The sequence below is a fragment of the Candidatus Synechococcus calcipolaris G9 genome (assembly GCF_029582805.1).
GTDB lineage: Bacteria > Cyanobacteriota > Cyanobacteriia > Thermosynechococcales > Thermosynechococcaceae > Synechococcus_F > Synechococcus_F calcipolaris.
On the sequence record NZ_JAKKUT010000001.1, the window covers coordinates 123,533 to 149,543 of the forward strand.

Genomic DNA, 26,011 nt, shown 5'->3' on the forward strand with positions numbered 1-26,011 from the left:
TTCATTATTCCTATCACTCTCAATTCATTATCAATGTCCTCTATTCATACCCTACTCACGTGACTCTTCCTGCCTCTACGGTTCGCCGCCTCAAACGTCTTCCACAATTACCCGTCGTTTGGGAGGGTGCTTGGCGCACAATCGTTAACCCCAGAAATGAAAACGATCAACAAACCTGCATGGTGTGGGTCGATAGTACTAGCCCCGGTGTCAGGGCAATGGAAGTTATCAAAACTCCAGTCACACCAGAAGTTATGACGCGGCTATTGATGCAGGCTATAGAAAAACCCCAAGGGGGGCAGGAGGGTTCTCTACCCCAAGAAATTATCACTAGCGATCGCGAGTTTCAGTTTTTTTTGCGGGGAGCATTAAAAGATCTGGATATTGATATTACCTATGCGGATCAACTCCCTTTTAGCAGCGAATTATTTAACTACCTGGATCACGCTTCCACCTCAACCCCCGATGAGATTCCTGAGCCTTTGCAAGGAGTCATGGATGATGTCGTCGATCGCCTCTGGACAGCAGCCCCCTGGCAAAATCTCCTAGATAGCCAGATATTCCGTATTGCCTGTAAAGCCTTGGACAGTTGCTTCTTCGCCACATTTTTAGGATTTCTGGGCGAAGAGTATGGCGTTCTTCTCTATCGTAATCTTGATTCCCTCATCAGTTTCCGCCAAAATGTCTTCGAAATAAATTTAGAGACCAGTATAGAGTCTGACAATTTCAATGAGTCCGAGACAGCCTTTCTACGCCAAGACTGTATATTTCTGACCTTCAATCTTACGGATGAGGGAGATCGGTACCCTTCCCTGCTCCCTAGCCCGATGGACTCCCCCCCCAGCAGTAGCACTGTTGTTGTCCCTTCCTTTGGCAGTATTCATCCCTTAGAAGGGTTACGTACCTATCTGGACGAAGAAGAAGCGGCAATCATATATATGGGGCTAGAGGCATTTCTCAAGTTCTGGCAAAAAAATAATAAAAAGATTAACGTTAATCGATTTCCTGCCCTTGAAGCAACCACCAAGATCAAGCATCCGATCGCCCAGACCAATATTAGCTGGGTTGTGAGTACGTTGCCCGATGTGACCGCTACATTGCAAGCCATGGAGCCGGACAAGACAAATCCTTTTCTAAGGACAACAGGGGATGGTCTAGACCTGAAAGTTATCCCCATTAATGACAATTTTGTACCAGATAAGTCCTTGGTTTTCCTGGATGAGCGGCCCATGGCTTGGCTGGAGGAGGCGAAAAACTATACCAGGTATTACCAGGAGGGAGAATTACCCTTAAAAGCGTCTTCGATGGCAACCCTGATCATTCAAACGAGTCAACCAAAAGTACGGACAATGGTGCAAACCTTAGCGACAGGGGATGGTTTGAATTGGGTTCAAATCGTGAAGTCGGATGCCTCGCTCCATGAATCACCAAAGCATATTCTAATGCTACAAACCAGTGGCGGTGAGTTTATCTACTGTAATGAATACGATCCTGAAGATAAAGGGTACATGAAAGTCTTCAAACAATGGGATAAACTATGCCGGAAAAGTGGGGGGTGGTGTGTCGTCCTTTTAGCCAGTGGCATCACCGGAAAGGGACGGATGAACCCTCAATTTTCTGATCTATGGGCTTTCCTAGAGGTTCCCTATCTTTCCTTAGTAGATGACTAGAGCATTAGATGATTAGATGAACCCCCATGAAATTTCATCAACGGCTAGCAATCGCCCTATTTTTTCCCTTTTTACTAACGGCTCTGACGGGAGTTGGCCATCGCATTGGCCGTAGTTGGTTGGGGCTACCGAAATCCTTTGGCCGGGCGATGATGACCCTCCATGAAGGCCGATTTTTGGGGGAGAGCCTAATTCCTGTATATGTTTTAGTCTTGGGCCTGGGTCTTTTGGCCATGATTGCCAGTGGTTTTCTGCTATTCTTTCAACGACCAACGCCAGGGCTCTTCACGGCTCGAAAAATTCATCACCTGATTGCCCCCATCGCTGCCCTGCCGCTGATTGTCAGTGGCATCACCGGTATTTCCTATCGACTGGGTCGGGCCTGGTTTGGCCTGAGCAAGGAACAGGCGGCCATTTTCTTGTCCATTCATCAGGGAACCTATCTGGGGCCAACATTGCGACCCTTTTATATTTTGCTCATTGGCTTGGGGGCGATCGCCATTTTACTGAGTGGCGTTCAATTGATTCCAGAAGTTCGTCAACACCTTATTTTGCCCTTGAGAAAAATAGGTAAGAGATTCAAAAACTCAACCGTTGATGAAAACCCCACCTAGGTTAGGTAGCATCCAAATTATGGTCGCCAGATTACGGGCGATTGCCTAGGGCATCTTCGGGCATAATAATCAGCGTCGTTCCTTCCCGCCGTAGCACAAACACTTTTTTAGATTGGGGAATTTCTAGATAGGGATCATCACAGCGGGCCTGCCAAGAATTCCCTTCGTATAAAACCCGCCCGTGGCCCCCTGGAGCAATGGCCGTCAGGGTTTCTGCTTCAACGGCATCCTGGAGTAGGCGATCGCCCCGGCGGGGCATAAATCGTCGTCCCACATAAATCAGCATTACCGCTAGGATCAGCCAGAGAACAACCTGAAGCGGAAAGTAAGGAATCAGTAGGGAAACAAAGGCAATCACAAAGGCACTGAGGCCCAGCATCATTTCCACAAAGGCCGTAGGAAAAATAACTTCTAGGAAGCATAGGACGGCCCCTAAAATAATCCAGAGCCAAAAGGGATCAATCACAGCAGCCATTTTTTAGACTTCCCTGAGTAAATTAATGGGTTACATTTAGGACATGGAAAGGCTTTTTGGGGAATTTTAATATTTTTGATATTTATATTGTATACGGCTGACTTTAGCAGAACATTGGCAGGAGACTCTTTTTGATCGTTCTACCAAGTTTTTGCCTTAAATTTATCATCATTGAGAATCACCATACTATCACCAGACTGAGCTAGGACAAATAAACCCTGATGATAGGCATAGCGGGCAACCTCCGGTGGAACGACCATGCCAGCCACGGCTCCCATTAGTTTCATGGAGCGATGTTGGGGGGATAAGCGTCTAAATTTGGCAATGCGTTCGAGATGCTCATTCACATCGGTTTGGCTGAGTTTACTTTTGACTTCGACGGCAACAGCTTCATCACCATTGACCACCAGTAAATCAATTTCCAGGCTATCTTCCCCTGCTTCAATCGTGACATCACTGGCAAGTTGACGCACAGCGATACCCCGCTCTCGAAAGAGACGGACGGCGGCGGGACGGACTTGCCACTCGACAAACTCCCCAAGGCGATTGCCTAGATTACCAATTTGTTGATTAACTTGCTGGATTTGGCGATCGGTCTTGCGAGCTTGATCTTTGAGGATTTGCTCTGTTTCCTGGAAGCGGCGTTCTGCTTCCTGGAATCGACGCTCTGCTTCCTGAGACTGCTCCTTGAGAAGTCGTTCGGTTTCTTTTTGGGCTTCGGCGAGTTCACCCAATAAACGCCACACATCATCGGCGGTGGTTGCCATGGTTTTGACCCTAGATTTTTATGGCTTGTCTATCTCTAGGATACCTAACTGCACTCCGCCGCTAGGGCAGACTCTACGGGCACACCATCAATCTCTAAGACTATCTCATCTCTTTCTTCGAGTAATTGACAGAGGCTTTGCTCTAGGGGAAGTTGGGTTTGCTCCTGACCTTGCAAAATGGTTAGTAGCTCTTGGGGAAATTTCAACTCTACTGGCGCAGGCACAAAGACAAAGATGGTTGGTGGTGGTGTCACTGGGGGTACAGGAGGTTGGGGCACAGTTGATGTGACAGGTGTAACTACTAGCGGTGCTGCGGGGGGTTGCACGACAGGAGTCATGGCTGGAGTTGTTGTAGGAGGATCAGTAGGAGTAACGGGTAATTGAAACTGATATGCCCCCAAATCGAGCAAGCCATCCCTGAGACGAGGCTCCCCCCGCTGATCTGTTGCCGGCAAACCTGTTTGGCTAGGATCACCTACGGCTAAGGCCGGACTGTCCGGTAAGAGGGCATGGGTTTGGGTGGGGCCGCCATTGTTGGCGAGGGGGCCAATAATTTGACTGGTTGGAACTGAAGGAGTAATGACGTTGCCTGCCCCACTGGAGATCCCGCCACCAATGCCCAGAGTGTTGTTTTGCCCAACAAGGTTATTGCCGGTAAAGTTTAGAGCGCCACCGTTATTAATTTCAGGGCCGACAGTAGCAGTAGACTCATTACCACTAATAATGCTGTTGGTCACGTTGACCGTAACATTATTCACAATCCCGCCGCCGCCGCCGGATGAAGGATCCGTAGCCTTATTGCCACTGATCGCGCATCCCAGCCATCGCTCGCCACTCAATAGCATCATATTTCTGACGCAACCCATCTGGTAACTGTTTGACAGCTTCACCGATTACTTCAATACTACAAACGTAAGCGCGCTTCAGCGTTTCATCTTACACAAATTTCGCCTTGTCTAAACTCGTAGAACTCGCCATGATGTAGGTTGTTTCATCAAGAATGTGCTGTAAGTATTCACGAGCCAAGGGAGACATACTCGACCTCATCGAATATACGCGGACCAATATAAGGACTTAATGATTCTATCGTGATGAGGTCAACTGCTCTACCAAAAATATCCTCTAGAAAAAAAGATAGGTGTATAAAGTTATCAAACGTTTTCTGGGCTGGCTCAAAAGCAACCAAAATATCAACATCACTTTGAGGGTGAATTGCAGTGTCACGGGCAAATGAGCCGAAAACACCGCATCGTCTCACTCCCAAACGGTGTAACTCCTGGTGATACTCGTGGAGCAGAGCTAGTACTTGGGCTTTCATTTGTACTGGCATCGTTTGCATAGACTAATCATCTAATGCTGAGTCTATCACAGCACAAGAGGCTCACAGATAACACTCAAGCACCGTCCCAAACAGGATATAAAGCAGCCCAACGACCCTGCGTTTGTGCTGCGGGGCGACCAAGTCTGAAGTTAAGCAAAAAATGCAAACCCGTCAGCACGAAACGCTTGTTAGCGATCTGCTGGAATTATAAGTTACTTTTTATTTTTGCTTGTTTACTACTCAATAAGTTAATAAAAGCACTGCATGACACAATCATAAACAATGCATCTTCTTGATCTAAATTGTCAGCGTCAAGTAAAGCATGTCTTATTCCATCTGCATCACTTGTGTACCCATATAAACTTGAAAATGCTTTCAGTAAAGCAGGGTGAATTGTCTTATTATTTTCAATAATCTTTAATGCTTCTCCAAGTGTTGCCTTATCTTTATTAGCAATTTGTTTACAATGTGCTTCTACAGCGCTTATTGCTTCTTTAATTGAATTTCTATAATCAGGGTTTACTCTATCAGAGATAAGTTTTAGCGCGGATTTCAGATGAATCTGAATAGAGTTAGTTAAAGATTTATTATTTAAAGAATTTTCAATGGATATAATCTCTTCTTCGTTAGTAATTGGTGTAATTATATCATCTACAAATCGATATCCAGATAATTCAATTTTTAATACTTCATTAACATACTGTATGAATTTCTCATTGGTTTTGTTACCTGAATAGAGTTCTGTAAAATAATTTGGTAGTATTTCTATAAAATTATAAACCTCGTACCATTGGGCAGAGAAAAAATACTCTTTTAGATAACTTTTGATAAGATAAGTTTGAGATGATAACTCGTCAATTCTATTTTTAAAATAGTATACCCATAAGCTATTAATCAATTGCACAAAATCAGAGTTATTATCGTGAAAATAAAATGCATTAATCTTATTCAAGTAAAATATATTAACAGCATTCCATAGAGAGTTTCTGAGATTATCGTCTATTGAATCAATCTGTATTACTGATTTTATAGGTGTAATTCCTAATCTTTCGGAAAAGCTTGGCATAAATTTAGTGTTAAATGTATGATTTGAAAATTGACCGCTAACTACTATATATGCAGAGACTTTCCATATATACGCCAAAGTAGTGAATAGCGTAAAATTTATTTCCTAATCTGGATTGTAGCCATGCTAACACTCTGATTTTTAGGTGTCAATATTGACTAAATAGCTGACATAAAAACTGCCAAAATTGGGATTTAAGCATGGTTGGTCAAGGGATTTGGCTGGTGGGGTAGGGCCTGTCATGTGGAACTTTACCGTATAATGTGCCTATTTGGGATGAAATAAAGCGATTTGATGCATATATATCCTGGCGAAATTAGAATCAAAGAATCTCTGTTGTAACCATTTAGAGATTCACAAAGAATTAAGGATTTCAGGCAATCAATAGGATGTCCCAGCAACCGATCTATTTAGATGCCCAGGCCACAACTCCCCTAGATCCAGTGGTTTTAGAGGCAATGTTGCCCTACTTTATTGAGCGGCCGGGGAATCCTTCCAGTGGTGGGCATCGCTATGGCTGGGAAGCGGCAGCGGCGATCAAGGAGGCGAGGAAGAGGATTGCGGAGGCGATCGCCGCAGAGCCCCAGGAAATAATCTTTACCAGTGGGGCGACGGAGGCCAATAATTTAGCCATTAAGGGGGTAGCTGAAGCCTATCTCACTAAGGGACGACATCTAATTACCGTCGCAACTGAACATCAAGCGGTTCTGTCCCCCTGCCGGTATTTAGAATCCGTCGGGTTTGAGGTCACTTACCTATCGGTACAAGGGGATGGCTTAGTTAACTTAACTCACTTAGAGCAGGCGATTCGAGCCGATACGGTTTTAGTCTCGATCATGGCGGCCAATAATGAAATTGGGGTTCTTCAGCCCATATCCGAAATTGGTGCTATCTGTCGTCAACGGGGAGTTTTGTTTCATACGGATTCCGCCCAGGCGATCGCCAAAATTCCCCTGAATGTTCAAACCCTAAATGTAGATTTAATGTCCTTAACCGCTCACAAAATCTATGGACCTAAGGGCGTAGGCGCTCTCTATATTCGCCGGCCCTCGGTCAAACTTGCGGCCCAAATTCATGGCGGCGGTCAAGAAAACAACTGGCGATCGGGAACCCTAGCCACACCACAAATTGTCGGTTTTGCCAAGGCAGTCCAGATGGGACTAGAGCAACTTGAATCGCAAACCCTTCGATTGCAAGCATTGCGTCAAAAACTTTGGCATGGACTAGAGTCCCTCCAGGGGATTGAACTGAACGGTCATCCCCAGAACACCCTAGCGGGTTGCTTAAATGTGACGATTCATGGCGTTGATGGCCCACGACTGTTGGCAGAATTGTATCCCCACTTAGCCATCTCTTCCGGATCGGCCTGTAGTTCTAACCAGGGGCAACCATCCCATGTCCTCCTCGCTCTGGGGCGATCGCCCGCCCTAGCAAAGGCCTCACTACGATTTGGTTTGGGACGATACACGACGGAAGCAGAGATTGATCAGGCCATCCATATCATTCAAAACACCGTGGCAAAACTGCGGGGGTACAATTACTTAAATCTACTTAAACCATCCCAAAGCAAGAAATAAATTTAGAGATAATAAAATGTCTAGAGCTTCACTTCAATATCAACACCGGAGGGTAAATCCAGTTTCATCAGGGCATCAATGGTTTTAGGAGAGGGTTGATAAATATCAATAATGCGGCGATGGGTGCGGGTTTCAAAATGCTCCCGCGAGTCCTTATCTACGTGGGGCGATCGCAGCACACAATAAATTTTACGTCGTGTCGGCATGGGGATCGGGCCCACAGGGGAGGCCCCTGTACGTTTAGCCGTATCTACAATGCGATCGCAGGATGTGTCGAGTAATCTGTGGTCAAAAGCTTTTAAGCGGATGCGAATTTTCTGCTGTTGCAGGATAGCCATAATAAAGTCCTTAAATTTTCTAGGTTCAGTTAAAAGAAAAAATAGCCGTCAACATCAGGAACACAGAATTCATATCCAAGGAATTCACAATCAAAGGCCGCCCATTGAACCCTAGAGAGTATCAACTTAGCGGCCTAGATCATGGATTGCCTACTTCAAGATTTTGGAAACCACACCTGCTCCGATGGTACGGCCGCCTTCCCGAATGGCAAAGCGCATTCCCTGCTCAATGGCGATCGGGTTGATCAACTCCACCGTCATTTTGATGCGATCGCCGGGCATCACCATTTCCGCATCACTGCCATCATCAGCGGTAAAGGCCGTAATGGTACCCGTTACATCCGTTGTCCGCACATAGAATTGAGGGCGGTAGCCAGAGAAGAATGGCGTTTTCCGTCCCCCCTCTTTGTCCGTCAAAATATAGACTTCCCCTTCAAATTGGGTGTGGGGGGTAATCGAACCGGGTTTGGCAATCACCATTCCCCGCTGAATATCTTCTTTTTTCAAACCCCGGAGCAATAAACCCGCATTGTCCCCAGCCATCCCTTCATCAAGACTTTTCTTGAACATCTCAATGCCGGTGACCGTAGTTGTGCGTGTTTCCCGTAAACCCACGAGTTCCACCGTTTCATTTACCTTGACCTTACCGCGCTCAATCCGGCCCGTGGCCACCGTACCCCGACCAGTAATCGAGAATACGTCTTCCACTGCCATCAAGAAGGGCTTATCCACATCCCGCGTTGGGGTAGCAATGGACTCATCCACCGCATCCATCAGATCGTAGATTTTATCAACCCACTCATTGTCACCCCGCTTCAGGGTGGGAGTTTCCGTCATTGCCTCTAGGGCCATTAAGCCAGAACCACGAATAATGGGCAAATCATCGCCGGGGAATTCATACTCACTCAAAAGCTCCCGCAGTTCTAGTTCCACGAGTTCAAGGAGTTCATCGTCGTCCACCTGATCCACTTTGTTCAGGAAAACAACAATGCTGGGAACCCCCACCTGACGAGCCAAAAGAATATGCTCCTTGGTTTGGGGCATGGCACCGTCTGTTGCTGCCACCACGAGAATAGCTCCATCCATCTGGGCGGCCCCAGTGATCATGTTTTTCACATAGTCAGCGTGGCCCGGACAATCCACGTGGGCATAGTGGCGTTTTTCCGTCTCATACTCGACGTGAGCCGTATTAATCGTAATCCCCCGCTGTTTTTCTTCGGGAGCAGCATCAATTTCATCGTACTTACGGGCGGAAGCTTGGCCCAAAGCCGATAGGGTCATCGTGATCCCAGCAGTCAGAGTTGTTTTACCGTGATCAACGTGACCAATGGTACCGATATTAACGTGGGGTTTTGTCCGTTCAAATTTAGCGCGTGCCATGTTTTTCCTCTATGTGTAACTATGCGTTCCCTTTATTTTTGGCAATGATGGTTTCAGCCACATTACGGGGTACTTCGTCATAATGGCTAAATTCCATTGAGAAGATACCCCGCCCCTGGGTATTAGAACGAATATCAGTGGCATAGCCAAACATCCGTTCTAGAGGAACCTTGGCTGTGACTTTGGCAAGACCTGCCTCCGTTGTTTGTCCCTCAATTTGACCGCGACGGGAAATCAAATCTCCCATCACGGTTCCCAGGAAGTCTTCTGGAACCTCAACTTCGACCTTCATCATTGGCTCCAGTAATACCGGATTGGCCTTCATTACGGCACTCTTAATGGCCATGGAACCGGCAATCTTGAAGGCCATTTCAGAGGAATCGACATCGTGGTAAGACCCATCCACTAAGGTGATTTTTAGGTCAATCACGGGATAACCTGCCAAAATACCCGATTCACAGGCTTCTTTCATCCCTTGCTCTGCCGGGCCAATATACTCCTTGGGTACAACCCCACCCACAATCTTGGAAACAAATTCAAAACCTGTTCCTGACTCAGCGGGTTCGAGTTCGATGACCACATGGCCGTACTGACCTTTACCACCACTTTGGCGAATAAATTTACCCTCGGAACGAACCGGTTGACGCACGGTTTCCCGATAGGCAACTTGGGGTTGACCAATATTGGCTTCCACCTTAAACTCCCGCAGCATCCGATCCACAAGAATTTCTAGGTGGAGTTCGCCCATGCCAGCAATGACCGTTTGATTAGTTTCGGAGTCAACACTCACCCGGAAGGTGGGGTCTTCCTCGGAAAGGGACTGGAGGGCTTTGGAAAGCTTTTCCATATCCTGCTTGGTCTTGGGTTCGACTGCCACCGAGATGACTGGCTCTGGGACAAATAAAGATTCTAGAACAATGGGTGAGGCATCTTCGCAGATGGTATCCCCCGTAAAGGTATCCTTGAGACCGAGGGCAGCCCCCAGATCCCCCGCCCGCAGTTCATCCACTTCAATGCGATCATCCGCTTTGAGGACAATGAGGCGGGAAATACGTTCCTTCTTATCCTTAGTGGCATTGAGGACATAGCTGCCTTTTTTGAGAATGCCGGAGTAGACGCGCACAAAGGTGAGACGACCATAGGGATCGGACATGATCTTAAACGCCAAAGCCGCCAAGGGTTGGGTATCATCCGCAGCCCGCGCCACCTCACTGCCATCGGGCAGTAAGCCCTTAATGGCCGGCACATCAATGGGAGCCGGTAGGTAGTCCACTACCGCATCTAGCAGCAATTGTACCCCTTTATTTTTGAATGCAGAACCGCACAGCATCGGCACGATCGCCCCGGAAATGGTGCCTTGACGCAGGGCAGCGCGAATTTCCGCTTCAGTTAAATCTTCCCCTTCCAGGTATTTCTCCATCAGGGTGTCATCGGTTTCGGCGACAGCTTCCACCAGTTTGATCCGGTATTCTTCCGCCAGTTCAACCATATCGGCTGGAATTTCCGTATCTTGAATGTCTTTGCCCAGATCATCCTTGTAGACCTTAGCCCGCATCCGCACTAGGTCAACAATACCCGTTAAATTATCTTCGGCACCAATGGGGAGTTGAATGGGGACGGCATTGGCCCGGAGGCGATCGCGAATTTGGCCATACACTTTGTAGAAATTAGCCCCGGTGCGATCCATCTTATTGACGAATACAATACGAGGCACACTATAGCGATCTGCCTGCCGCCAAACTGTCTCTGACTGGGGTTGAACACCACCGACAGAACAAAAAACAGCAATCACACCATCGAGAACCCGCATGGAACGCTCGACTTCAATGGTGAAATCAACGTGGCCGGGGGTGTCAATAATATTAATTTGATGATCATTCCAGGATGTACTAATGGCGGCAGCCGTAATCGTAATGCCCCGCTCCCGTTCCTGGGCCATCCAGTCCGTGACGGCCGTACCGTCATGAACCTCACCCATTTTATGGACGACACCAGAATAAAATAAAATCCGTTCGGTTGTGGTTGTCTTACCCGCATCAATATGAGCGGCAATCCCGATATTTCGCACTCGCTCGAGCGGGGTCGTCCGTGCCACAGCTACCTCCTTATCCTTAGCATTGCTTTAGAATTCTTAAATAATTGTATCCAACTCCTGAACCCCTTGCGTGATCCTTGAGTAATCTCACCAATCAGACGCATATTAATAGCGGTAATGGGCAAAAGCTTTATTTGCATCCGCCATTTTGTGGGTTTCTTCCCGCTTACGGATCGTACTTCCAGTTTCGTTGGCCGCATCCATCAATTCATTGGCAAGCTTGGCCGTCATCGATCGCCCAGCCCGCTTCCGGGAAAATTGCACCAACCAGCGCAGGGCCAAGGCCACACCGCGATCGGAGCGGACTTCCATGGGGACTTGATAGGTGGCACCACCAACCCGACGGGCCTTAACTTCCACTAGGGGAGTTGCATTTTTGATCGCCCGCTCAAATACCTGCAAGGCTTCCTCTCCCGTGCGCTCTTCGACGGTCTTCATTGCGTCATAGACAATCCGACTGGCAATAGATTTTTTGCCACTGAGCATAATCCGCTGAATCAGCATACTGACTAAGCGATTGTTGTACACCGGATCCGGAGCCGTGGGGCGTTTTTGAGCACGAGTTCGACGGGACATAGTTCCTTGGGGTGATGAGACTTAAATAACGTAGAACAAAAAAAGATAACCGGGAATTTCAACGGGGACTAAGCCATTAGGGGAAAAGTCCCTGAGGGATAAAGATCCATCTGGCTTATTTCTTGCCAGCGGCAGCCCCTTCCTTGGGACGCTTGGCCCCATATTTAGAGCGGCCTTGCTTGCGATCTTTCACGCCAGCGGTATCCAGAGTGCCACGAATAATGTGGTAACGGACACCGGGTAAATCCTTAACCCGACCACCGCGAATCATGACGACCGAGTGCTCTTGGAGGTTATGGCCAATGCCTGGAATATAGGCGGTGACTTCAAAGCCAGAAGTTAAACGTACCCGCGCTACTTTCCGTAAAGCTGAATTAGGCTTTTTTGGGGTCGTAGTGTAGACCCTCGTGCAAACTCCCCGCCGTTGAGGACAGCTTTTGAGGGCAGGCGACTTGGTTTTCTTTTTGAGAAGTTCCCGCTCTTGGCGGATAAGTTGCTGGATGGTGGGCATTACCGACACTACTGATTATTTCACCGAACTATCATTGTAGTGATCAGAGGGGATAGGTGTCAAGACAAGCTCAAAAAATCTAATACCGTTGCTCAATGGTCGGTGCTTGTCTAGGTCATCGTCGTTCTGGTTCGACCAGTTCCACTCGCTAAGGAGATAGTTTATATTTCTGCCCATTGCTGGATCAGGATATTACTGATTACTATTGTGAAGGCTTGGGGTATGAAGCTGGCCGAGTTTTTACGCCAAGTGAGAAAGTTTTGCTGGCAGTTATGAAGCAAACGAAGAAGACAAGGAAAGAGATTGATCAATTTTGTTGTAGATGCCCAAATTATCGGTTGCCAGGCTAGAAGAGATTGGTGAGACGCTATGGAAAAGTTAATCGGAGCAGATAACGCCGACCCAGATGAGGAATTGTTTTACTGTCCATTAATAGAACAACCCATGTGTTCTGCCTATTGCTATGACTTGAACTTTCAATCGGCTGGTGATTTTATAAAACCTACTTTTTTGCTGACAGTGATGAGGGTGACAAACAAGACCAAGGAAGAAGTTGATGAGTTTTGCTCTAAGTGCCCTCGGTATAACTTCTAGGTTTTAAGACTTCGCCAGATTTTATAGGTTCTGATCCGCCGCCAGTTGGGCTAACTGTTCCTGCTGATCTCGACTAATGCAGGATTGAACCACCGTTTCGATGTCCCCTTCCAGGATGGAACTCAGGCTAAAATTTTGGGCGAGGCGATGATCGGTGACGCGATCGTCTTTGTAGTTATAAGTGCGAATCTTTTCGGAGCGATCGCCCGTGCCCACCTGAGACCGCCGCATTGAGGTAATGGCATCTTGGTGTTCCCGCAATTTTAGTTCGTAGAGCTTGGCCCGTAAAATCTGCATCGCCCGCTCTTTATTTTTTAATTGACTCCGTTCTTCCGTACAAAAAATACGAATACCCGTGGGTTTGTGGAACAGATCAACAGCGGTTTCAACTTTGTTGACGTTTTGCCCCCCCGCACCACCGGATCGGGCCGTACTCATTTCAATATCTTTGGGATCAATCTGAACCTCAACTTCATCCACTTCCGGCATAATTGCCACGGTAGCCGTTGAGGTATGCACCCGTCCCCCCGCTTCCGTGAGGGGAACCCGCTGCACCCGATGCACGCCAGATTCAAACTTGAGTTGGCTATAGACGCGATCGCCCTTGATTTCCAGGATGGCTTCTTTGACCCCCCCCATCTCCGCCAAGGATTCGCTCACTAAGTTCACTTGCCAGCCCTGGGTCTTGGCATAGCGGGTATACATCCGCACCAGATCTCCGGCCCAGATGCCCGCTTCATCGCCACCGGCCCCTGCCCGAATTTCCAGCATGATGTTTTTATCATCGTTGGGATCCCGGGGCAGCAGGAGTACCTTTAGGTGAGCTTCTAGGTTGGCAATTTTTTCCGAGAGGTCGGCAACTTCTTCCTCGGCCATTTGCCGCATTTCAGCATCGCTGCCGGTATCCTTGAGTAGTTGCCGAGTTTCCCTTAACTCTTGGGTGAGGGACTTCCAAGTATCGTAGACTGTTACCGTTTCCTCTAGGGCAGCCCGACTTCTGGCGACCCGCTGAAATTCATTGGGATTCACCGCTACATCCGGATCCGCCAAACGCCGCGTCAATTCATGGAACGTTTGTTCAACGGAACGGAGTTTATCCAGCAGATAGGCTTCAGCCATGGCTAAAAAAGGAATTTAGACCTTACGAGAGTAGAACTCAACCACTAGGAGTTCGTTGACTTGCAGGGCAATCCATTCCCGTTCCACAATGCCATTCACCTTACCTGTCAGGTTGTTTTTGTCAAACTCTAAGTGACTAGGAAGATTGGCTAAACCAGGATTTTGAAGATTAGCTTCCACTAGCTTACGGGAGCGATCGTTGTTGCGAACCCCAATGATTTCCCCAGGGCGGCATTGATAGCTGGCAATAGAAACGGTTTTGCCATTGACCGTAATGTGGCCGTGGTTGACCAGTTGCCGGGCCCCAGGGATGGTGGGGGCCATGCCCAAACGGAATACCGTATTATCTAGGCGCATTTCTAGAAGTTGCAATAGGGCTAATCCGGTGGAACCACTTACCCGCCGTGCCTTGCGAACATAGCGCACTAACTGCCGCTCGGATACACCATAGTTAAAGCGTAATTTTTGCTTCTCATCTAAGCGAACTGCATACTCAGAACGCTTCCGCCGCGCTTGGCCATGTTGACCAGGGGGATAGGAACGTTTGGGTGATTTGCGGGTTAACCCAGCTAACTCACCGAGACGACGAACAATTCTTAAACGGGGGCCACGATATCGAGCCATGTAACGTTACCTACTGTTTGTAACCTTTAGGAAAAGAACAGGGTGTCTAGACATGGGAAATCCAAGACCCCTACCGGATCGGCTTTCCTAGTATAGCGAGGGATGGGGGCGATCGCAAGATCAATTCTGCAATTAAAATCGATCCTGGAATTAATCTGGAATTAATATGGACTGGGATTAAAATGGTGAGTGTTGATTAAAAATACGTTGACGGTGACTGGTTTCCGATGGCGCACCCTACCAAAATTATTGTTCTAGACGATGATCCGACGGGATCCCAAACCGTTCATAGCTGTTTGCTGCTGACTTGCTGGGATGTGCCGACCCTGACTATGGGTTTGGCGGACAGTTCACCAATCATGTTCATTTTGACCAATACCCGTGCCCTCCCTGCGGATCAGGCAGAGAGCGTCACGAAGGAGGCTTGCCAAAACCTCAAAATTGCCCTCCTCGACCAACCCAACGTGCCAGATTTTTTAGTGGTCAGCCGCTCCGACTCCACCCTGAGGGGGCATTATCCGATTGAAACCGATGCGATCGCCACGGCATTGGGCCCCTTTGATGCCCATTTTTTAGTCCCGGCATTCCTAGAGGGGGGACGCATTACCCGTGATAGCATTCACTACCTGAAGATTGACGGGAAACTAACGCCGGTGCATGAAACGGAATTTGCCCAGGATTCTGTCTTTGCCTATCACCACAGCTACTTGCCGGACTATGTTGCCGAGAAAACCCAGGGGCGGATTCCGGCGGATCGGGTGGAGCAATTTTTGTTAAAGGACATTCGTCAAGGCATTCAACCCCGATTGGCCCAGCTTCAGGGAAATATATGTGGGGTCGTGGATGCTGAAACCCAGGGGGATTTGGATCGGTTTGCCGAGGATGTCTTGGCCGTTGCCGCCACCGGAAAACGGTTTCTATTCCGCAGTGCGGCCAGTCTGCTCACGGCCTTAGCCCAATTACCACCCCAACCCATTCCTGCCGAGTCCATGGGGCAATATCGCCGTAGTTCCCACCCAGGGGTCATTGTTGTCGGCTCCCATGTTCAAAAAACCACGGAGCAGTTGACCTGTTTGCTTGGAGATTCCGGTGTGGTCGGCATTGAGTTGGCGGTGGCGGAGTTAGTCGATAACGGAGATGCGGCCCCCGAGTTAATTCAGGACAGTTTAGGGCAAATCACCAGGGTGTTTGAGGCTGGTCAAACGCCGGTACTCTTTACCAGTCGCCAGGAATTACAGTTTGCCGATACCACCACCCGCCTGGCCTTTGGCCTCAAGGTCTCCGAGGTACTCATGGCCATTGTCCGGGAACTGCCGCCCCAGATCAGCTTTTTGATCAGTAAGGGGGGCATTACATCCAACGATGTTCTGAGTACGGGACTCAACTTACCCACAGCCCGACTGTTGGGACAAATTTTACCGGGGTGTTCAGTGGTACGGACTGGGCTCGATCATCCCCGTTTTCCAGAGTTGCCGGTGGTGCTATTTCCCGGAAATGTGGGCGATCGCCAGGGGTTACTTACGGTGTATAAACGCCTCATGGCTTGTGATCTCGCCTAATCTCCCTGGTTCCGAATGCGAATGACGATTCCTCATAGCCGTTTTAACTATGGGGATGATCCAATTTGTTGACAAGGTACTTGAGGGCATCTTCATTAAACAACATGGCTTCAAAGTCCCCAAGCATCTCAATGTCAGGGCTGTAGTAGAGATTGACGTTACCGCGATCAGTGTCTTCCCAAAATTTGGGTTGGGCTTGACGCAGGCGATCGCAATTGTAACTGACGGTTCGCCGAAATAGCTCGAGGCCAAGCACATCCGCGTCTTCTAAAATATCGTTGGCAATGCGTTGGGCAAAATCTGGGTAGCGATGCTTGAGATAAAACAACCCCAGGCCCATTTGAATGAGACGGACACCATTATTAAAATTAGGAGCCTGATCCCGCTGATCTCTAGAGTGATCTCGGTGGCGATCGCGGCGATGGGCCTCCGGCGGATTATCCAGTAACAGCATTTCCTCCAAGAGTTCCCTTTGACTCTGCTCCGACCAGTTTTTCTGATGCACGAGGATTAATATCTTTTTCATTTCAGCGGCAAAGACATCCACAATAAAATAGAGGGCTGGACTCGTTCTCGCCAGGTGATAGATTTCATTCCCATAGAGGCGAAGATAGTGAAAACTCTGTTGGGCCGTATCCATTTGTTGATTCTGAATCAGACATTCAATGAAGCGACGATAATGAAAGGCTAAGTTATATAAGTTACGAGCTTCATTATGTTTAATGCCATGCTTAATGGCAAAACGCAACATGGTGTTCAAACGAATAATGATTAAATTGAGTAAATAATAGTTTTTGCTGACTAGGGTTGCATCGGTAATACTACACATTTCTGCCCCACAAAGGGAGGCCAGGTCAAATTCGTCCCCATCTAAAAAGCGAATATAGGCATTGCCCAAGAGCCGGAGACATTTTTGTTCATAAAAGGTTTGTTGAGTCTCAATCTGCTCAAATTGATCAAAGAGGGTTTTGAAGGAAATATCGGAACAGACGGCGGGGGTTAGCTGGAAAAAGGGAGTAGGGATATTTTTCTTATGAAATATGTAATTTTGTAGTAATAGGCTAATGGCTTGAATAATATCGGCCTGGGGTTCCTTAAAATCCACATAGGTGAGGAGATCATCTAGCTGATTTAGGCTATCTAAAAGTTTCTTTTGCCAACGCTGCACATAACTGGAACGCTTAAATAAACTCTCATTGCCAGATTCAGCCAGGGCATGAATGATTAACTGTTGACGATGGTAGATTTGGCTAACGACATTTTCCGGTTGGGTTGATTTCAGAATATAGAAAATATAGGGAAGGGCAGTAATAATGGCAAAGGGCAAGAAAATATAGAGATTGAGGAGGGTACTGCCCAGGGAGGGCCACCCCAACTCCGTAATAATTTTGACGTAAAGAATGTGAGTTCCGGAGAGGACAAGAAACCAGACATAGATCAAGCTGATCCAGTCCTGCATATACAATTCGGTGATTTTGGGAATGCTTTGGGCGGCAATGGAAATGACAATGATCAGGGTTCCCAGGGTCAGTCCAATGACCGCCAACCAAACCTCTGGGGCAAAGCCAATGTCAATGAGGGGATCAATATCCGCAAAAATGCGCTGAAGATAATCGACAAAATAAAAATCCTGTTCGATAACAAGCTGGCTAAAAAAATCCAGGCCACTAAGAATGGTGAAACTAATTAAAAAGGCGCTCAAGGATCGGGGCAAAGCCTCCAGGAGCGATCGCCCCCGCTGGATCAAGCGGTTCAATGTTTGCCCACTGGCAGGAGTTCGCTGAATACTGGCCATGGCTACCACCCCGATAAGCTACCCTTAAGATTAATCCCTAATTGCTGCGCTGCGTTCTTCATTTTTACCCCTGTGGTTGTCTATGACTGGTTTACCTCATCCCGATCGCCTCTCCCTGGCCCAATTGGTGGCCCAAATGATCGTTGTTCGCGCCAGTGGCTATCTGTTCGATCACCAAATTCAATATCCAGACTGGGAGCCAAACCAAGCCACCCTACGGGGGTTGATCCAGGATTTTGGGGTGGGGGGTGTCATTCTCTTGGGGGGAAGTGCCGCCGAACTGGCCTATCGCTGCCAGGAACTTCAGTCCTGGGCCCCCATTCCCCTACTCATTGCTGCGGATATAGAGGAAGGGGTGGGGCAACGGTTTGTCGGTGCAACTCAGTTTCCACCGTTGGGGGCCCTGGGTTCGATTGCCCAAAAGGATTTAGAACGGGCCAAGGAACTGGCCACCGCCATGGGTGCTGCCACGGCCCAGGAGGCGATCGCCCTGGGATTGAATTGGATTTTAGGGCCGGTGGTGGATGTCAATAATAATCCCCAAAATCCGGTCATTAATGTCCGTGCCTTCAGCGATCGCCCGGAGATCGTAGCCCAATTGGCCATGGCCTTCATTGCCGGAACCCGACCCTATCCTGTACTGACGGCGGCCAAGCATTTTCCGGGCCATGGAGATACCCAAACCGACTCCCATTTAGAGTTGCCGGTACTGAGTCATCCCCGCGATCGCCTCGAAAAACTCGAGTGGCCACCCTTTGCCGCTGCGATCGCCGCCGATGTTGATGCCGTGATGACGGCCCATTTACTCCTCCCTGCCCTAGACAAGGATGTTCCGGCAACCCTTTCCGAGCCAATCTTAACGGAGATATTGCGTCAAGAATTGGGCTTTGAAAAACTGATTGTCACCGATGCCCTGGTCATGGGGGCGATCGCCCATCGCTATGGCGTGAATGAAGCTCCCCTGTTAGCCCTAGAGGCGGGGGCCGATATTTTACTCATGCCTGGGGATCCCGCTGGAGCGATCGCGGCCATTGTGGCGGCGGTAGAAACCGGGCGTGTTAGTCGGGAACGCATTCAACGATCCGTAGAGCGAATTTTCCAGGCCAAGGAACGGGTGTTCGTTCAATCCCCCCCCGTTTCCCTGAGGGATCTGCATCAACCGGCCGCCGTCCAGACCGCCCAAGCCATTACCCAGGAGTCCATGGTACAGATTCCCCTAGAGCCGGTAGCATCGGGTCTAAACTGCATTATTGTGGATAACATCCTCAACTGCCCCTTTTTAAATCGCCAAGCACCGGCCCTCCAGATTCCACCGAAGTTGGGACACACCAAGGAACTGATCATTGATCAACGGATGCCCTCACCGGCAATTGCTCACTTACCCACCCCCCCCACCCTGATCCAGATATTTAGTCGCGGTAATCCCTTTCGGGGGTCTGCTGGTCTCAATGTAACGGCCCGGGAAGTCATTTCCCACTACCTCAAAAACAGGGCGATCGCTGGCCTGATTGTCTATGGCAGTCCCTATATTTTCCAGGAGCTTTCGGCCCAACTGTCGCCGGAAAGTCCCTGTTTATTTAGCTATAGCCAAGATGCCGCAGCCCAGGAAGAAATATTCTCATTTATGTCATCGATGTCATTTATAAAATAATCAAAATGGTCTTGAGTAGAATGAAACATTCAGCCACCGCTACCCCCTAAACCCATGGCCCAGTTCAACTGGAAAAAACTTTACCCCTATGGCTTCCAACTCAATCGTCGCCGCTGGTGGTTAGAGATTGGCACGATCGCCCTGCTCTATACCCTATTTTGTTGGCTTGTACTCAAGCGGTTGCCCATTTTAGAAGCCACCTATGGCTCCCCAGTGTGGCCCGGGGCAGGGATCACCGTCGGCGGACTCTTGGCCTGGGGCAGACGACGCTGGTTTGGGGTTTTTCTAGGGGCGGCGATCGTTAACTTTTTGGTCAAGGACGATCCCGCTTGGGCCGCCACCATTGGTACCCTAGCCGTAACTGTGGGAGTCGTCCTCACTGTTTCCGCCATGAATCAGTGGATTGGTAAAGCTCATCCCTTTGAAAGGGTTAGGAATGTCGTACTTTTTACCCTTTGCTCCCTTTTTAGCGGCACTCTGATTCAGTCCCTCGTGGGGGTCACTTTAATTTTCATTACCGAGCAACTACCCAGGGAACAATTTCTAGGATTTTTAGCCAACTGGTGGATTGGCGACAGCATCGGCGTCTTAGTGATTGCCCCAGTATTTTTTACCTGGTGCGCCCCCGCCAAGAAATTCGACTCTATCCGATATTCTCTGTTAACACCAAAACGACCCCAGGAATTCGTTATTATTTTGGCCAGCTTAGGGGCGATTGGATTAGGGGCCTTTGGCTTGAGTCAACCCGTAGATTACCTCCTATTTCCCCCCCTGCTCTGGTGTGCCTTTCGCTTTTCCGCCCAACTGACGACCCTACTCGTGGCCATTGTTGCCACCAGTGCCGCCATCTGCACCGCCTACAAACTGGGAACCTTTTATCGAGTTTTTCAAGAGAGCGAATCCCTACTCCTATTTCAGTTATTTATTGGGGTGATGGCCGTAACAGTGCTAGTGGTCTTGGGAATTGTGGCAGAAAACGAACGGGCCCAACAACAACTCAATCAACTCAACAGCGAACTAGAGCAGCGCGTCCTCGATCGCACCAGTGCCCTCCAAGCCAGTGAAGCCCGGGCCCAGGAACTCGCCACCAAAGCAGAGGCGGCAAACCAAGCCAAAAGTGCCTTTATTGCCAACATGAGTCACGAATTGCGATCGCCCCTGAATGCGGTTCTTGGCTTTTCCCAACTCATGCTCCGCAGCCGTGAGTTACCCCCAGATCAGTACGAAAATGCCGGGATCATCTATCGCAGTGGTGACTATCTTTTAACCTTAATTAATAACATTCTGGATCTATCCAAACTCGAAGCTAATAAAGCTACCCTTAATCCCCATAGCTTTGATCTGGTGCGTCTCCTCGAAGACTTGGAAGATATGCTGCATCTGCGTGCCTCCAGTGCCGGCCTAGACTTGATTTTTGAGTGGAGTGATGACCTGCCACGGTACATCTACACCGACGAAATGAAACTGCGCCAAATATTGATTAACTTACTGAGTAATGGGATTAAATTTACCAGCGCTGGGCGCGTCTGGCTTACCGTTGACCATCAACCCACCAATGACCCGGAAACCTGGCAATTGAATATCGTCGTTGGAGATACGGGACTAGGCATTGGAGCCAAGGAATTAGAGCATTTATTTGATCCATTTACCCAGGGACAAGCGGGGCGGGAAAAGCAGGAAGGTACTGGCCTGGGACTTAGTATTAGCCGCAAATTTATTCAACTGATGGGGGGCGAGATTCAGGTTGAAAGCACCCTGGGCCAGGGAACCCGTTTTTCCTTCCATATTCCGGTGCAAATCGGCACGGGAACCCTCATCGATAGTGACTCTGGGAAACAACAGGTCAAGGCCCTAGCTGCGGGGCAGCCCACCTATCGCATTTTGGTCGTGGATGATAAGGACGTGAATCGTCAACTCATGATCAAATTATTAACGCCCCTAGGCTTTGAGGTGCAAGAAGCCGCCAATGGTCGCGAGGCGATCGCCCGCTGGGAAGAATGGGATCCCCACCTGATTTGGATGGATATGCGGATGCCCGTCATGGACGGCTACGAAGCCACTAAATTTATTAAATCTACAACCAAAGGCATGGCCACCGCTGTCATTGCCCTCACCGCTAGTGTCCTGGAAGAAGAGCGGGCCGTCATTCTCTCCGCGGGTTGTGATGACTTTCTCCGCAAACCCTTTGCCGAACACACTATTTTTGATGCCCTGACAAAACACCTAGGCGTAACCTATATCTACGAAGATAGCTCTACCCCTGCCCCGCAAATGGAGGCCCAAACCCTAGAATCCTCTGAGCAGTTGGCCGGATTACCCCAAGACTGGCTCAATTCATTTTTTGAAGCGGCCCTAGAAGCGAACGGCCAAGCGGCAACTGACCTCGTGGATGCAATTCCCCCCTCCCATCAACATTTACAGGCTTCCCTAAAAACCCTAACTCGGCAGTTTCAATTTGAAACCCTTGTTAACCTAGTAGAACCACTGATGAGTTAATTTTGGGGTTCATGGTATGACTATTAAATTACAGAATAATAGTGATAATAGTATTGTGCTGAGTACCAACCCTGCCCCACAAAAAGACATTGTACTTAAATCTCCTGATTTTGGATTTTCCATGACCGCCGATGCCGCCCCATACACCGGTAAGGGAACCATCCTGCTCGTGGATGATATTCCTGAAAATCTCCAGTTACTCGGCGATATTTTAATTCGTCTCGGTTATACAGTACGCAGTGTCACCAGTGGCAAAATGGCCCTGAAAACCGTCCGGGTGAAACAGCCAGATATTATCTTGCTTGATATTAAAATGCCAGAAATGGATGGGTATCAAGTCTGCGAAGCCTTAAAAGCCGAGCCGGAATTGCAACATATTCCAGTGATTTTTATCAGTGCCCTAGATGACGTGTTGGATAAGGTCAAAGCCTTCTCCTGCGGTGGAATTGACTATATTACGAAACCCTTTCAGGTGGAAGAGGTGGTCGCTCGTATTGAAGGGCCCCTCACAATTCAACGGCAGCAAAGGCAACTGCACGAAGAAGTCAAAAAACGGCGGGAAGCCGAGGAAGTTCTCTACCAATCCCGCTCCTTACTGGCCAGTGTGTTGAATTCCTCTTTGAACGGGATTGCCGCCATGCAGGCGGTACGCAGACCTGCCACCGGGAATATTGAGGATTTTCGCTGCTTAGTAGTGAACCCAGTCATTGCCCGGGCCCTCAACCGCGATCGCGAAGAACTGGTGGGCAAAATGGGTTTTAAGCGGTTTTTGCATCAGTTTGAGATTGATCTCTTTGAGCAGTTCGTGGCGGTGGTGGAAACCGGAGAGCCGATCGCCCAGGATCTTTGCTTACAGGGACAGGACACCTTTTGGTATCACCTCACTGCCGTTAAATTAGGGGATGGGTTTGCGGTGACGCTCCAAGATATTACCGATCGCAAGTCCATTGAAGTTAAACTCCAACAGGCTAACCAAAAACTAGAAGAACTAGCCAATCTGGATGGACTCACCCAAATTGCAAACCGCCGCTGTTTTGATCAACGCATTCAAGCAGAATGGTTGCGCCTCAGCCGTGAGCAGCAGCCCCTATCGCTGATCATATTGGATATTGATGCCTTTAAGGCCTACAACGATTTCTATGGCCACTTAGCCGGAGATGACTCTTTAAGGTTAATTGCCCAGGCGATCGCCCAGACAGTGAAGCGGCCGGCAGATATGGTTGCCCGTTTTGGCGGAGAAGAATTTGTCATCCTTTTGCCTGCTACCGATAGCGAGGGAGCCATTAAGGTGGCAGAAGACGTTCAGTCCCTTATTGCCGAACTGGCCATCCCCCACAAGCAGTCCCCAATTAGTGAAATGATCACGGTCAGCTTGGGCATTGCCACCCTGATTCCTGATACGGATAGGAATTCTAACCTATTGATTGGCCGGGCGGACGAGGCCCTCTACCAAGCCAAAGATGGGGGACGAAACCGTTACATTGTCGCTTCTTCGACGAATTAAACTATCGCAAATCTCTGTTAAGCTAGAGCAGAACGGGCGGCCAATCACTGTGATGGGCCGGTTTAGACGCTATATTGTTGGCTTTACCGAACTATGGATAATCGTGGCGATCGCTTTGGAGTTGGCTTTATTGCTGGGGCTATTTTTGGGGGCGTAGTGGGATCCTTAGCCAGTATTTTGATTGTTCAGAAATTATCAGAGTCGGGCGGTGAATCCTTGGCACTGAAGGGCAAAAAAAACGCAACGGACACCCTCAATGGTAATGATGAATCCGCCATGGAAGATATTCGGATTGAGCTAGAGTCCAAAATTGCCCAGATCAACGAAGCGGTGGATGATCTTCAGCAACGACTCAGCAGTGAGCAAACCTAAGAGTAAGCAAACCTGAGGATCGGGGTCTTTACGTCTCTCCTATGATCCTGTAAGATGGAGTATTGCAGAAAAAATATTGGAGTCGTTGCCGGTCAGAATGATTAAACTCAGACTCAAACGCTACGGGAAAAAGCGTAACGCTACCTATAGAATCGTTGCCATGAACAGTCGCGATCGCCGTGATGGTCGTGCCCTTGAAGAACTCGGCTTCTATGATCCAATTCGGGATGAAACCCGCCTCAAGGTGGATGCCATTGTGCAGCGGCTACAGCAAGGGGCCCAACCCACGGAAACCGTGCGGCGCATCTTTGAAAAGGCCAATCTTTTTGAGCAGGTGAAGGCTTCATCCTAATGGTGACTGGTTCATCCCTAGAAAGCTCAGATCCTTCGGCAACAGGTTATGTAGTGCCAGATTATGCCGCGTTGGTGCGTTATCTCCTAGAGCCATTTATGGAGGCCCCCCAATCTCTGCGGCTCCATACTGAGCAGTCCCCAGCGACGGCCCGGCTCTGGATTCGTGTCGCCTTTGACGGCGAAGATAAGGGGAGAGTCTTTGGCCGCCATGGCCGAAATATCCAAGCTGTACGCACCGTGGTAACGGCGGCTGCCCAATCTGCGGGCCATTCCATTCACCTTGATATTTATGGTGAGCGAGATCAACGCAGTGACTCTAGAATAAATGATACTGACCGTTCGTCTCGGCGACCGCGTCGTCCATCCCGTCCATCTAATTCCCATCCAAGGAGGCAAAGTTAATCGCGTGTCTGAAGTGCGTTTAGGTGAAAATGAAACCATTGAGTCGGCCCTGCGTCGATTTAAGAAAAAAATCCAAAAAGCGGGTATCTTATCAGAAGTCAAACGGCGGGAACGTTACGAAAAACCCAGCCTAAGACGGAAACGGAAACAGGAGGCCGCCCGTAAACGCAACCGTTAGGCGTTGCCTATGACAGAATCCTTAACAATTGATTTAAGCAGCACCGAAAATGCGATCGCCCTGGCCGGAGAACAAGAAGCTAACTTAGCTATATTTGCCGCTCAGACTGGGGCGAAACTTGTTTTACGGGGTCAGGATCTCTACATTTCCGGTACCTCTAACCAGATCAAACTCTGCGAAAAAGTTATCCAGGATCTGGGAACCCTGTGGCGGGATGGTCGCCCCATTTCTGGGGTTGATATTCTCACCGTTCGCCATGCCATTGATACCCAGCAGCAGGATGCCCTAAAGGATCTCCAGCAAGATGTTTTAGTGCGGACGCGCCGGGGGGATGTAATTCGGGCAAAAACATTTCGGCAGCGGAAATATATTCAAGCCATTCGTCACTACACCTTAACCTTTGGGATTGGCCCGGCGGGAACCGGAAAAACCTTTTTAGCCACGGTGTTAGCGGTACAGACCCTATTGGCGGGAAAATATGAGCGTTTGATTTTAACCCGACCCGCCGTGGAAGCGGGAGAGCGTTTGGGCTTTTTACCGGGAGACCTTCAGCAAAAGATTGATCCCTACCTGCGGCCCCTCTACGATGCCCTCTATGAATTAGTGGAACCGGAAAAAATTAGTAACTTAATGGAACGGGGTGTGATTGAAGTTGCCCCCCTGGCCTACATGCGGGGGCGTACCCTCAATAATGCCTTTGTGATTTTAGATGAAGCCCAGAACACAACTCCGGCCCAGATGAAAATGGTGTTAACCCGCATTGGCTTTAACTCCTGCTTAGTGGTGACCGGGGATGTGACCCAAACGGATTTGCCCCAGCATCAGTCATCCGGCTTAACCGTGGCAGCAAAAATTCTCGCCGACGTGGATGGAATTGCCTTTTGCTACCTAACGAAGGGGGATGTGATTCGCCATCCTCTCGTGGAAAAGATTATTGATGCCTACGAGCGTTATGGGAATTAACCCTCAAATA

At 48.8% G+C, this 26,011-nt stretch carries 26 protein-coding genes; 12 read left to right on the forward strand and 14 right to left on the reverse strand.

Going from position 1 to position 26,011, the window contains the following annotated elements; translation table 11 throughout:
- Positions 1-59 precede the first annotated feature (59 nt).
- Together L3556_RS00635 and L3556_RS00640 are read left to right on the forward strand one after the other, a co-directional pair.
- Positions 60-1,670, forward strand: coding sequence for a DUF6930 domain-containing protein (locus L3556_RS00635; RefSeq protein WP_422110741.1), 1,611 nt, complete (start codon positions 60-62; stop codon positions 1,668-1,670).
- Between the two features lie 26 nt (positions 1,671-1,696).
- On the forward strand, positions 1,697-2,284 hold the full coding sequence (locus L3556_RS00640) for a hypothetical protein (RefSeq protein ID WP_277865369.1): 588 nt from the start codon (positions 1,697-1,699) through the stop codon (positions 2,282-2,284).
- Between the two features lie 31 nt (positions 2,285-2,315).
- On the opposite strand, the gene L3556_RS00645 is transcribed toward L3556_RS00640, so the two are convergent.
- From L3556_RS00645 to L3556_RS00665, 6 genes are all read right to left on the reverse strand, one after another.
- The gene (locus L3556_RS00645) at positions 2,316-2,759 is read right to left on the reverse strand and encodes an NfeD family protein (RefSeq protein WP_277865370.1); all 444 of its coding nucleotides are present in this window, start codon (positions 2,757-2,759) and stop codon (positions 2,316-2,318) included.
- A gap of 140 nt (positions 2,760-2,899) precedes the next feature.
- A complete protein-coding gene (locus L3556_RS00650; protein WP_277865371.1) occupies positions 2,900-3,526 on the reverse strand; it encodes a hypothetical protein in 627 nt (208 codons plus the stop codon).
- A gap of 44 nt (positions 3,527-3,570) precedes the next feature.
- On the reverse strand, positions 3,571-4,374 hold the full coding sequence (locus tag L3556_RS00655; protein ID WP_277865372.1) for a choice-of-anchor Q domain-containing protein: 804 nt from the start codon (positions 4,372-4,374) through the stop codon (positions 3,571-3,573).
- Positions 4,322-4,453 carry a HepT-like ribonuclease domain-containing protein gene (locus tag L3556_RS16250; protein WP_422110745.1) on the reverse strand — a complete coding sequence of 44 codons (132 nt, stop codon included), beginning with the start codon at positions 4,451-4,453 and terminating at the stop codon, positions 4,322-4,324. Before L3556_RS16250 ends, L3556_RS00655 begins: the two co-directional genes overlap by 53 nt.
- 88 nt (positions 4,454-4,541) lie before the next feature.
- Complete coding sequence (locus L3556_RS00660) at positions 4,542-4,865, reverse strand: nucleotidyltransferase family protein (RefSeq protein WP_277865373.1); 324 nt, start codon at positions 4,863-4,865, stop codon at positions 4,542-4,544.
- Positions 4,866-5,052: 187 nt separating this feature from the next.
- On the reverse strand, positions 5,053-5,913 hold the full coding sequence (locus L3556_RS00665) for an AbiJ-NTD4 domain-containing protein (RefSeq protein ID WP_277865374.1): 861 nt from the start codon (positions 5,911-5,913) through the stop codon (positions 5,053-5,055).
- Positions 5,914-6,302: 389 nt separating this feature from the next.
- Here L3556_RS00665 and L3556_RS00670 point away from each other — a divergent pair, with 389 nt between their 5' ends.
- Positions 6,303-7,490: a cysteine desulfurase family protein gene (locus L3556_RS00670; protein ID WP_277865375.1), complete on the forward strand. Its 1,188-nt coding sequence runs from the start codon at positions 6,303-6,305 to the stop codon at positions 7,488-7,490.
- 20 nt (positions 7,491-7,510) lie between these two features.
- On the opposite strand, the gene rpsJ is transcribed toward L3556_RS00670, so the two are convergent.
- From rpsJ to rpsD, 7 genes are all read right to left on the reverse strand, one after another.
- Positions 7,511-7,828 (reverse strand): 30S ribosomal protein S10, encoded by a 318-nt coding sequence (rpsJ, locus tag L3556_RS00675; protein ID WP_277865376.1) that lies wholly within the window; start codon positions 7,826-7,828, stop codon positions 7,511-7,513.
- Positions 7,829-7,978: 150 nt separating this feature from the next.
- On the reverse strand, positions 7,979-9,208 hold the full coding sequence (tuf, locus tag L3556_RS00680) for an elongation factor Tu (protein ID WP_277865377.1): 1,230 nt from the start codon (positions 9,206-9,208) through the stop codon (positions 7,979-7,981).
- A 19-nt stretch (positions 9,209-9,227) separates the two neighbouring features.
- A complete protein-coding gene (gene fusA, locus L3556_RS00685) occupies positions 9,228-11,303 on the reverse strand; it encodes an elongation factor G (RefSeq protein ID WP_277865378.1) in 2,076 nt (691 codons plus the stop codon).
- A gap of 105 nt (positions 11,304-11,408) precedes the next feature.
- Positions 11,409-11,879, reverse strand: coding sequence for a 30S ribosomal protein S7 (rpsG, locus tag L3556_RS00690; RefSeq protein ID WP_277865379.1), 471 nt, complete (start codon positions 11,877-11,879; stop codon positions 11,409-11,411).
- Positions 11,880-11,994: 115 nt separating this feature from the next.
- Positions 11,995-12,390, reverse strand: coding sequence for a 30S ribosomal protein S12 (rpsL, locus tag L3556_RS00695; protein WP_277865380.1), 396 nt, complete (start codon positions 12,388-12,390; stop codon positions 11,995-11,997).
- A gap of 615 nt (positions 12,391-13,005) precedes the next feature.
- The gene (gene prfA / locus L3556_RS00700; protein WP_277865381.1) at positions 13,006-14,103 is read right to left on the reverse strand and encodes a peptide chain release factor 1; all 1,098 of its coding nucleotides are present in this window, start codon (positions 14,101-14,103) and stop codon (positions 13,006-13,008) included.
- Positions 14,104-14,118: 15 nt separating this feature from the next.
- The gene (rpsD, locus tag L3556_RS00705; protein ID WP_277865382.1) at positions 14,119-14,727 is read right to left on the reverse strand and encodes a 30S ribosomal protein S4; all 609 of its coding nucleotides are present in this window, start codon (positions 14,725-14,727) and stop codon (positions 14,119-14,121) included.
- Between the two features lie 227 nt (positions 14,728-14,954).
- Here rpsD and L3556_RS00710 point away from each other — a divergent pair, with 227 nt between their 5' ends.
- Positions 14,955-16,286 (forward strand): four-carbon acid sugar kinase family protein, encoded by a 1,332-nt coding sequence (locus tag L3556_RS00710; protein ID WP_277865383.1) that lies wholly within the window; start codon positions 14,955-14,957, stop codon positions 16,284-16,286.
- Positions 16,287-16,329: 43 nt separating this feature from the next.
- Here L3556_RS00710 and L3556_RS00715 read toward each other — a convergent pair whose 3' ends face one another.
- Positions 16,330-18,081 carry a hypothetical protein gene (locus tag L3556_RS00715; RefSeq protein WP_277865384.1) on the reverse strand — a complete coding sequence of 584 codons (1,752 nt, stop codon included), beginning with the start codon at positions 18,079-18,081 and terminating at the stop codon, positions 16,330-16,332.
- An 82-nt stretch (positions 18,082-18,163) separates the two neighbouring features.
- Between L3556_RS00715 and L3556_RS00720 the strand changes: the two genes are divergently transcribed.
- The 8 genes from L3556_RS00720 (at position 18,164) to L3556_RS00755 (ending at position 26,001) form a co-directional block, all read left to right on the forward strand.
- A complete protein-coding gene (locus tag L3556_RS00720; protein WP_277865385.1) occupies positions 18,164-19,732 on the forward strand; it encodes a glycoside hydrolase family 3 N-terminal domain-containing protein in 1,569 nt (522 codons plus the stop codon).
- Positions 19,733-19,786: 54 nt separating this feature from the next.
- Entirely contained in the window at positions 19,787-22,228 is a 2,442-nt protein-coding gene (locus L3556_RS00725; protein ID WP_277865386.1) for an MASE1 domain-containing protein, read from the forward strand.
- Positions 22,229-22,244: 16 nt separating this feature from the next.
- Positions 22,245-23,732 carry a diguanylate cyclase domain-containing protein gene (locus L3556_RS00730; RefSeq protein WP_277865387.1) on the forward strand — a complete coding sequence of 496 codons (1,488 nt, stop codon included), beginning with the start codon at positions 22,245-22,247 and terminating at the stop codon, positions 23,730-23,732.
- Positions 23,733-23,825: 93 nt separating this feature from the next.
- Complete coding sequence (locus tag L3556_RS00735) at positions 23,826-24,104, forward strand: ssl2009 family thylakoid membrane protein (protein ID WP_277865388.1); 279 nt, start codon at positions 23,826-23,828, stop codon at positions 24,102-24,104.
- 97 nt (positions 24,105-24,201) lie between these two features.
- Positions 24,202-24,456: a 30S ribosomal protein S16 gene (gene rpsP / locus L3556_RS00740; RefSeq protein WP_277865389.1), complete on the forward strand. Its 255-nt coding sequence runs from the start codon at positions 24,202-24,204 to the stop codon at positions 24,454-24,456.
- Complete coding sequence (locus L3556_RS00745) at positions 24,456-24,860, forward strand: KH domain-containing protein (protein WP_277865390.1); 405 nt, start codon at positions 24,456-24,458, stop codon at positions 24,858-24,860. Before rpsP ends, L3556_RS00745 begins: the two co-directional genes overlap by 1 nt.
- 4 nt (positions 24,861-24,864) lie before the next feature.
- Positions 24,865-25,038, forward strand: coding sequence for a 30S ribosomal protein S21 (gene rpsU, locus L3556_RS00750; RefSeq protein ID WP_277865391.1), 174 nt, complete (start codon positions 24,865-24,867; stop codon positions 25,036-25,038).
- A 9-nt stretch (positions 25,039-25,047) separates the two neighbouring features.
- A complete protein-coding gene (locus L3556_RS00755; protein ID WP_277865392.1) occupies positions 25,048-26,001 on the forward strand; it encodes a PhoH family protein in 954 nt (317 codons plus the stop codon).
- The last annotated feature ends 10 nt before the right edge of the window (positions 26,002-26,011 follow it).

Excerpts from the sequence above, each read along its gene's own strand:
- L3556_RS00725 (WP_277865386.1), top strand. The coding sequence starts at position 19,787 with ATGGCCCAGTTCAACTGGAAAAAACTTTACCCCTATGGCTTCCAACTC.
- L3556_RS00660 (WP_277865373.1), bottom strand. The coding sequence starts at position 4,865 with ATGCAAACGATGCCAGTACAAATGAAAGCCCAAGTACTAGCTCTGCTC.
- rpsJ (WP_277865376.1), bottom strand. The coding sequence starts at position 7,828 with ATGGCTATCCTGCAACAGCAGAAAATTCGCATCCGCTTAAAAGCTTTT.
- L3556_RS00640 (WP_277865369.1), top strand. The coding sequence starts at position 1,697 with ATGAAATTTCATCAACGGCTAGCAATCGCCCTATTTTTTCCCTTTTTA.
- prfA (WP_277865381.1), bottom strand. The coding sequence starts at position 14,103 with ATGGCTGAAGCCTATCTGCTGGATAAACTCCGTTCCGTTGAACAAACG.
- L3556_RS00655 (WP_277865372.1), bottom strand. The coding sequence starts at position 4,374 with ATGATGCTATTGAGTGGCGAGCGATGGCTGGGATGCGCGATCAGTGGC.
- rpsL (WP_277865380.1), bottom strand. The coding sequence starts at position 12,390 with ATGCCCACCATCCAGCAACTTATCCGCCAAGAGCGGGAACTTCTCAAA.
- L3556_RS00665 (WP_277865374.1), bottom strand. The coding sequence starts at position 5,913 with ATGCCAAGCTTTTCCGAAAGATTAGGAATTACACCTATAAAATCAGTA.
- L3556_RS00650 (WP_277865371.1), bottom strand. The coding sequence starts at position 3,526 with ATGGCAACCACCGCCGATGATGTGTGGCGTTTATTGGGTGAACTCGCC.
- L3556_RS00730 (WP_277865387.1), top strand. The coding sequence starts at position 22,245 with ATGACTATTAAATTACAGAATAATAGTGATAATAGTATTGTGCTGAGT.
- L3556_RS00715 (WP_277865384.1), bottom strand. The coding sequence starts at position 18,081 with ATGGCCAGTATTCAGCGAACTCCTGCCAGTGGGCAAACATTGAACCGC.
- L3556_RS00720 (WP_277865385.1), top strand. The coding sequence starts at position 18,164 with ATGACTGGTTTACCTCATCCCGATCGCCTCTCCCTGGCCCAATTGGTG.
- rpsP (WP_277865389.1), top strand. The coding sequence starts at position 24,202 with ATGATTAAACTCAGACTCAAACGCTACGGGAAAAAGCGTAACGCTACC.
- L3556_RS00755 (WP_277865392.1), top strand. The coding sequence starts at position 25,048 with ATGACAGAATCCTTAACAATTGATTTAAGCAGCACCGAAAATGCGATC.
- L3556_RS00735 (WP_277865388.1), top strand. The coding sequence starts at position 23,826 with ATGGATAATCGTGGCGATCGCTTTGGAGTTGGCTTTATTGCTGGGGCT.
- L3556_RS00710 (WP_277865383.1), top strand. The coding sequence starts at position 14,955 with ATGGCGCACCCTACCAAAATTATTGTTCTAGACGATGATCCGACGGGA.
- L3556_RS00645 (WP_277865370.1), bottom strand. The coding sequence starts at position 2,759 with ATGGCTGCTGTGATTGATCCCTTTTGGCTCTGGATTATTTTAGGGGCC.
- tuf (WP_277865377.1), bottom strand. The coding sequence starts at position 9,208 with ATGGCACGCGCTAAATTTGAACGGACAAAACCCCACGTTAATATCGGT.
- rpsG (WP_277865379.1), bottom strand. The coding sequence starts at position 11,879 with ATGTCCCGTCGAACTCGTGCTCAAAAACGCCCCACGGCTCCGGATCCG.
- rpsD (WP_277865382.1), bottom strand. The coding sequence starts at position 14,727 with ATGGCTCGATATCGTGGCCCCCGTTTAAGAATTGTTCGTCGTCTCGGT.
- L3556_RS00745 (WP_277865390.1), top strand. The coding sequence starts at position 24,456 with ATGGTGACTGGTTCATCCCTAGAAAGCTCAGATCCTTCGGCAACAGGT.
- L3556_RS00670 (WP_277865375.1), top strand. The coding sequence starts at position 6,303 with ATGTCCCAGCAACCGATCTATTTAGATGCCCAGGCCACAACTCCCCTA.